The organism is Streptomyces sp. 150FB, from assembly GCF_000818195.1.
GTDB lineage: Bacteria > Actinomycetota > Actinomycetes > Streptomycetales > Streptomycetaceae > Streptomyces.
In genome coordinates this window covers 769,616-777,300 of record NZ_JTHL01000001.1, presented here as the reverse complement: position 1 = coordinate 777,300, position 7,685 = coordinate 769,616, and the positions used below count along the sequence as shown (strand labels likewise).

The 7,685-nt window shown below is 74.2% G+C and carries 4 protein-coding genes and 2 pseudogenes; 4 read left to right on the top strand and 2 right to left on the bottom strand.

Annotated features, from left to right (window positions below):
- Window positions 1-47 precede the first annotated feature (47 nt).
- Entirely contained in the window at window positions 48-5,453 is a 5,406-nt protein-coding gene (locus tag QR77_RS48175; protein ID WP_347359767.1) for an SDR family NAD(P)-dependent oxidoreductase, read from the top strand.
- 36 nt (window positions 5,454-5,489) lie between these two features.
- Here QR77_RS48175 and QR77_RS43090 read toward each other — a convergent pair.
- A pseudogene (locus QR77_RS43090) lies at window positions 5,490-5,669 on the bottom strand (aldo/keto reductase); the annotation flags it as partial.
- Between QR77_RS43090 and QR77_RS03190 the strand changes: the two are divergent.
- From QR77_RS03190 to QR77_RS03180, 3 genes are all read left to right on the top strand, one after another.
- The gene (locus QR77_RS03190) at window positions 5,670-6,056 is read left to right on the top strand and encodes a class I SAM-dependent methyltransferase (protein ID WP_052488500.1); all 387 of its coding nucleotides are present in this window, start codon (window positions 5,670-5,672) and stop codon (window positions 6,054-6,056) included.
- An 80-nt stretch (window positions 6,057-6,136) separates the two neighbouring features.
- Window positions 6,137-6,784 carry a phenazine biosynthesis FMN-dependent oxidase PhzG gene (phzG, locus tag QR77_RS03185; RefSeq protein WP_040019550.1) on the top strand — a complete coding sequence of 216 codons (648 nt, stop codon included), beginning with the start codon at window positions 6,137-6,139 and terminating at the stop codon, window positions 6,782-6,784.
- A 71-nt stretch (window positions 6,785-6,855) separates the two neighbouring features.
- Window positions 6,856-7,545 (top strand): M24 family metallopeptidase, encoded by a 690-nt coding sequence (locus QR77_RS03180; protein ID WP_040019549.1) that lies wholly within the window; start codon window positions 6,856-6,858, stop codon window positions 7,543-7,545.
- A 23-nt stretch (window positions 7,546-7,568) separates the two neighbouring features.
- On the opposite strand, the pseudogene QR77_RS44815 reads toward QR77_RS03180, so the two are convergent.
- Window positions 7,569-7,685, bottom strand: a pseudogene (locus tag QR77_RS44815) (sulfite oxidase-like oxidoreductase); the annotation flags it as partial.

Below are 7,685 nucleotides of genomic sequence, written 5' to 3'. Positions count from 1 at the left end.
CGGCGGTCGAGCTGCGCAACCGACTCGCCGCCGTCACCGGTACGCGCTTGCCGGCCACCCTCGTCTTCGACCATCCCTCCCCCCACGCGCTGGCGCTGCGGCTGCTGGAGCGGAGCGCGGAGAGCGGCCCGTCGCGGGTCGCGCCGCCCGCGCCCCGCCCGCCCGCGGACGAGCCTGTCGCCATCATCGGCATGGCCTGCCGCTACCCCGGCGGAGTGACCACCCCCGACCAACTGTGGGACCTCGTCTCCACGGGCGGCGAGGCCATCAGCCTGTTCCCGGAGGATCGCGGATGGGATCTCACGGGGATCTTCGACGCGGACCCGGACCGGCCCGGGCACAGCTACACCCGGCACGGCGGATTCCTGCGGGACGTGGCCGACTTCGACGCCGAGTTCTTCGGCATATCGGCCCGGGAGGCACTCGCCATGGACCCCCAGCAGCGGCTGCTGCTGGAAGTCACCTGGGAGGCGCTGGAACACGCCGGGATCGACCCCGCCGCGCTCCGGTCCAGCCCGACCGGAGTGTTCGCCGGCGTCATGCACCACGACTACGCCGACCGGCTGCGGAACGCTCCCGCGGAGCTCGAACCGTACGTGGGCAACGGAAGCGCCGGCAGTGTCGCGTCCGGCCGAATCGCCTACACCTTCGGTTTCGAGGGACCCGCTCTGTCGGTGGACACCGCCTGCTCCTCCTCGCTCGTCGCGCTGCACCTCGCCGTGCGGGCCCTGCGGGCGCGGGAGTGCTCACTGGCTCTGGCGGGCGGGGTCGCCGTGATGGCCACCCCCGAGCTGTTCGTCCAGTACAGCAGGCATCGCGGACTGTCCCCCGACGGACGGTGCCGGTCGTTCGCGGACTCCGCCGACGGCACGGGCTTCGCCGAAGGCGTCGGCATGCTCCTGGTGGAGCGGCTCTCCGACGCGCGCCGCAACGGCCACCCGGTCCTCGCCGTCGTGCGGGGGTCGGCCGTGAACCAGGACGGCGCCTCGAACGGGCTCACCGCGCCCAACGGCCCCTCGCAGGAACGCGTCATCCGCGCCGCACTGGCCGACGCCGGACTGCGCACCCGCGACGTGGATGCCGTGGAGGCGCACGGCACGGGTACGCGGCTGGGCGACCCGATCGAGGCACAGGCGCTGCTGGCCACCTACGGTCAGGAGCGCGACGAGCCGCTGTGGCTGGGCTCGGTGAAGTCCAACATCGGGCACACCCAGGCCGCGGCCGGGGTGGCGGGCATCATCAAGATGGTGATGGCCATGCGGCACGGCGCCCTTCCGCGGACCCTGCACGCCGCCAGCCCGACGACCCAGGTGGACTGGAGCGAGGGCGCGGTGCGCCTGCTGGACGAGGAACGCCCTTGGCAGGGGCCTCGCCGCGCCGGGGTGTCCTCGTTCGGGGTGAGCGGCACCAACGCCCACGTCATCCTGGAGGCCGGCCCCGCCGACCCCGCCGTCGCCACCGCGCCCGCCCCCGGCGCCCTGTCCGTCGTGACGGCCGGAAACCCGCCGTGGCCCGCTCCGGAGGACACACTCGTTCCGCTGGTTCTCTCCGCCCGCGGTCCGGCCGCGCTGCGCGGACAGGCCCGCGCGCTGCTCCCCGGGATCGACGCGTACGACGCCCGGGACGTGGCGTACTCACTGGCCACCACCCGCACCACCTTCCAGCACCGGGCCGTGGTCCTGGGCGCCCGGCCCGAGGACCTGCGGAGCGGGCTGGCCGCGCTCGCCGGCGGACAGCCGGCGGACACCCTGGTGGTGGGCGAGGCAGTCGAGGCCCCCCAGCCGGTCTTCGTCTTCCCCGGCCAGGGTGGCCAGTGGGCGGGCATGGCCGTGGAACTCCTGGACTCCTCCCCGGTGTTCGCCGACCGGATGGCCGAGTGCGCCGAGGCGCTGGCGCCGTACATGGAACCCGGCCTGATCGATGTGGTCCGGCAGGGCGATTACGATCGGGTCGACCTCGTACAGCCCGCGCTCTGGGCGGTGATGATCTCGCTCGCCGAGGTGTGGCGGGCGCACGGCGTCGAGCCGGCGGCGGTGCTCGGCCACAGCCAGGGCGAGATCGCCGCCGCCGTGGTGGCGGGCGCGCTCACCCTGGACGACGGCGCCCGCGTCGTGGCCCTGCGCTCACGGGAACTGGCCGACCTCGCCGGACACGGTGGCATGGTCTCGCTGCCGTTGCCGGCCGCCGAGACACGGACCCTGCTGGAGGGACTGCCGGGCCGGCTCGATGTCGCCGCGGTCAACGGGCCGCGCTCGACGGTCGTCTCGGGCGACGACGAGGCCCTGGCGGCGCTGCTCGCCAGGGAGGAGCGGGCTCGCAGGATCCCGGTCGACTACGCCTCGCACTCCCACCACATGGAGCCGCTGCGCACCCGTATCCTGGACGCTCTGTCCGGGATCACGCCGCGCACCGCCGCGATCCCCTTCCTGTCCACCGTCGACGGTGACTGGCCGGACACCACCACCCTCGGCCCCGACTACTGGTACCGCAACGTGCGGCAGCCGGTCGAGTTCGAGGCCGCGGCGCGGAGCCTGCTCGACCGCCCCGGCATCGTCTTCGTCGAGATCAGCCCGCACCCGGTGCTGGCCGTGCCGCTCCAGGAGATCGTCGAGGGCGCGGGTACGCCCGCTCCGGTGCTCGGCACCCTGCGGCGCGACGACGGTGGCCCGCGCCGGCTGGCGCTGGCCCTCGCCGGGGCCCACGTGCACGGTCTGCCGGTGCGTCTGCCCGTACCGGCCGGCCGCCGAGTGGACCTGCCCACCTACGCCTTCCAGCGCGAACGGCTGTGGCCGGACACCATGGAGGACCCCGCCGATGTCGAGGGCGCCGGCCTGCGCTCCGCGGACCATCCGCTGCTGGGAGCCGTGGTCGACCTGGACGAGGACGGCTGCGTCCTGACCGGCCGGATCTCCCGGCGGACCCAGCCCTGGCTGGTCGACCACGCCGTCCTCGGCGTGGTCCTGCTTCCCGGCACCGCCGTGGTCGACCTCGCCGTCACCGCGGGCCGCCACCTCGGCCACGGCCGGATCGCCGAACTGACGCTCGCCGCCCCGCTGGTGCTCCCCGGCACCGGGTCGGTACGGCTGCGCGTACGGGTGGGGCCGGCCGGGGACGACGGCGGCCGGCCGGTCACCGTCTCCTCCCGCACGGAGGAGGCCGCCGAGTGGACCCGCAACGCGGAAGGCAGCCTCGTCCCGGAAGAGCCGCTCACCGAGACCCTGACGGCATGGCCGCCGACGGATGCCGAACCCGTCGACGTGACAGACCTGTACGACACGTACGCCCACGCCGGCGTCGACTACGGCCCCGCCTTCCGCGGGCTGCGCACGGTCTGGCTGCGCGGCGACGAGGTCTTCGCGGAGGTCGCCTACGACGGGCCGCAGGACGGGTTCGCCGTCCACCCCGCCCTCATGGACGCCGCGGTGCAGGCCATGGCCGCGCGGGGCCAGGGGGACGGACCACGACTGCCTTTCACCTGGCGCGACGTGACCCTCGTCGGTGGCGCGCCGTCGACGGTGCGGGTCCGCGTGCGTCCGGCAGCGGCCGACGCCGTCTCCGTCCTGGTCACCGATGTCGAAGGAACCCCCGTGGCCTCGGTCGGCTCCCTCACCACACGGCCGGCCGACCCCGCCCGGCTGCGTGGCGCGGCGCCCCTCGCCGGCTCCCTTCTGCGGCGGACGTGGACCGAGCTGGACACACCGGCCGCGCCGCGGCTCCGCTGGGCGGCCGTCGGAGACCGAGGCGAACTGGCCGACGCGCTCGCCCAGGGACGGACCGCGCCCACGGTGGACCGGTTGCTGGAGCAGGAGGACAGCCTTCCTGACGTGATCGTCGCCGGTGTGCCGTGCGACGGCCCCGATCCCGCCGCCGCCGCGCACCGGGCCGCGGCCGCGGCACTGGCCCTGGTCCGCGCCCACCTGACCGAACCGCGTCTGGCGGACACCACCTTGGTGGTGCTCCTGCCCCGCGCGGATCTGGCGGCGGGCGCTGCCGCCGGCCTGCTGCGGTCGGCGCAGGCGGAGCACCCGGGCCGGATTGTCGTGGTGCACCGCGATCCGGCGCGGCCGGCTGACCTGGCCCTGGTACCGGCGGCTGTGGCGACCGGCGAACCGGAACTGGCCGTCGAATCAGGCCGGTTGCTCGCACCCCGACTGGTGAGGGCCGGCGGCTCCGGCGCCCGCCCGGCGCTCGACCCGTCCGGCACCGTCCTGGTCACCGGGGCCGGCGGCGTCCTGGGCGCCCTCGTGGCCCGGCACCTGGTGCGGGAGCACGGCGTACGCCACCTGCTGCTGGTGGGACGTGGGGCCCCCGCCGTGCCCGACGGCCTGGACGCCGGGATCACGACCGCCGCGTGCGACGTGGCCGACCGCGCGACGCTGGCGGCCCTTCTCGCCCGTATCCCCTCCGACAGGCCGCTGACCGCGGTGATACACGCGGCCGGGGTCCTGGACGACGCCACCGTCACCACTCTCACCGAGGAGCGGCTGGGCCCGGTCCTCGCACCCAAGGCCGACGGCGCCTGGAACCTGCACGAACTGTGCGGGAACGTCGCCGCGTTCGTGATGTTCTCCTCCGCGGCGGGCGTTCTCGGTGCCCCCGGACAGGGCAACTACGCGGCGGCCAACGGCTTCCTGGACGCCCTGGCCGAGCACCGCCGCGCCGCCGGGCTGCCCGCGCAGTCCCTCGCCTGGGGCTGGTGGGCGCAGACCAGCGCCCTGACCGGCGCCCTCGGCGACAGCGGCCGGGCCAGGCTGTCCGGAGCCGGCGTCCTCCCGATGAGCACCGAGGAGGGGCTCGCCCTGCTCGACGCCGCGCTCGCGGACGGAGAGCCGCTGCTGGTGCCGATGCGGCTGGACCGGGCCACCGCACGCGAGCTGGGCCGGCCGTTGCTGCGCGACCTCCTCGACGGGCCGCGCCGCACCACGGTCCGGGATGAGGTGGCACTGCCGGAGCGGCTGGAGCGGGCGCGAGGCAGGGAACGCGGCCGGCTGCTGCTGGACGTCGTCCGCCGGCATGCCGCCGCGTTGCTGGGCCGTACCGAGGTAGGCGCCTCACGGGGCTTCACCGAGCTCGGCTTCGACTCGCTGACCGCCGTCGAACTGCGCAACCAGCTCAGCGCGTTGACCGGTCTGCGCCTCCCCACCACCGTGACGTTCGACCACCCCTCGCCCATGGCACTGGCCGAGCACCTGGAAGGCCTGTTCGCGGAGCGGCACCGTCCCGCGCCGGCCGGCGACGTGCTCGCCGCCCTGGGCACCCTGGAACAGCTCATCGGCACCCTGGCCCCGGACGCCGAGGACCGCCCGGCGGTCACGGACCGGCTCGCCGCCCTGCTCGCCGCGGTGCGGCGACCGTCCCTCCCGGAGGCCGCCGGTCCGTCCGCACCCGACATCGACACCGCGGGTCTGGAGGACATGTTCGCGATCATCGACGACGAGCTGGAACAGCGGTGAGGACAAGGTCCGGGGTCGGGCGCCGGCCGGGACGGTTCAGACGCCGGCCGGCACGGGGGCGTCGGGGACGATCAGCTTCTCCTCGCGCAGCGCCGTCCAGAACGCGGCGGCGGTCGCCGGGTGGGCCGGCGAGAACTGGAGGGCGGCGGCCTTGATGCCTACGCCGCGTCGCTCCGCCAGATTCTTCGTCCGCTCCACCCTGGCGACGATCTCGGCGTGGACGTCACCCCGGCCATGCTGACGGCCGCCGCCGGCGAAGCGCGCGGCGGCCAGGCGCGCCTGCTGCTCGCCGACTGCCACCAACTGCCCCTGGGGCCGGGCGTGGTGGACGGCATCTTCACCGCGGGGCTGCTCGACCACCTTCCCGACCCGGTAGCGGCCCTGCGCGAATGGGGCCGCGTCACCGCACCGGGCGGGAGCCTGCTGCTGTTCCTTCCCTCCGGCCGTGCCGAACACGCGGCACGCCACGGCCGCCCGCTCGGCCCGGACGACCCGTTGGACGAGTCGAACCTGCCGACCGTGCTGGAGAGCAGCGGCTGGAGCCTGGACCGCTACGAGGACCTCCCCGCGTACTTCCTGGCACGTGCGGTACGCGCCTGCTGACGGCGGCCCCACCTGGACCCGTGCGGCTGCCGGGGTACGGTCGGGGTCGTACGGATGGACGGCGCTGAAGGGGATCACGGATGGCCGCGCACACGCCGGGGACGCTGAGCGGCGACACCTCACTGGTGCTGCCCGAGTTCGACGCCCCGCCGTCCGATCCGCTGGCCCTGCTGCGGGAATGGCTGGACAGCGCGGCCCTGCGCGGGGTCCGCGAGCCGTACGCGGCGGTCCTCGCCACCGCCGACGGCGGTGGACGGCCGTCGACGCGCGTCGTGCTGGCCAAGGAGTTCGACGGGCGCGGCCTTGTCTTCGCCGGTTCCCGGAGCAGTCGCAAGGGCGTCGAACTGGCCGGCCGCCCCTGGGCGTCGATGGCCTTCTACTGGCGGGAGACGCTCCAGCAGCTCACACTCGCCGGTCCCGTCGAGACCCTCACGCCCGAGGAGTCCGACCGGATCTTCGCTGCCCGCCCCGCCGCAGCCCGCGCCGCTTCCGGTGCCTCGCGGCAGAGCCGGCCCCTGACGGACGAGACCGGTCTGCGGGACCGGGCGAACGCGCTGCTGGAAGACCCGGAAGCGATCCGGCGCCCGGAGGACTGGACGGGCTACCGACTGCTGCCGCTGAGCCTGGAGTTCTGGTACGGCAGCCCCGACCGCCTGCACCGGCGGCTGCGCTACGACCGTACGGACGCCACGAACAGCACCTGGACCTGGCAGCGCCTCCAGCCCTGACCGGCCGCCGCCCATGACAGCGGCCCCCAAGACATTTACCGGGGCCCGGCCGGTCCCGTACGGTCTTCCCCATGCGCGATGAAGAGATTCGCTCGGCCCGTCTGCTGGACGCCCAGGCAAAGGCCGTCGAGTTGTTCGCCGAGGTGGAGCGGCGCGGCCTGATCGAGCCGGGACAGGCGGAGCGCGTGGTCAGTGACCGTGTCCGTGATCTGGCGAACGAGTTGTTCGGTGTGAAGCGTTTCTGGCACAAGCGGATCGTGCGGTCCGGGCCGAACACCCTTCAGCCGTACCGGCAGAATCCCCCCGACCGGGTCATCGGCGAGGACGACATGGTCTTCGCCGACTTCGGGCCGATCTTCGAGGAGTGGGAGGCCGACTTCGGCCGTACCTTCGTCCTCGGCGAGGACTCCGTCAAACACCGCCTCCGTGACGATCTGCCGAAGGTCTTCGCCGCCGGACGGCAGTACTTCGAGACCCACCCGGACGTCACCGGCGAGGAACTGTTCGCCGAGGTCGTGCGGCTGACCGGGGAAGCGGGCTGGGAGTTCGGCGGTCCGCACTCCGGCCATCTGGTGGGGGAGTTCCCGCACGAGACGATCAACGGCGACGAGATCGAGTCCTACATCGCGCCGGGAAGCACCGCCCCGATGCGCCGTACCGACCGTGCCGGACAGCACTGCCACTGGATCCTGGAGGTCCATCTGGTCGACCGGGAGCGCGGCTTCGGGGGCTTCTACGAGGAACTGCTCGACCTGGGCTGACCGTTGGCCGGCCGTTCACCACCTCACAGGGCCGGTCCCTCGCCCTCCTGCTCCTGGTGGGAGTAGCGCTGTTCCTTCCACGGGTCGGCGAGGTTGTGATAGCCGCGCAGTTCCCAGAAGCCGCGCCGGTCCTCGGTCAT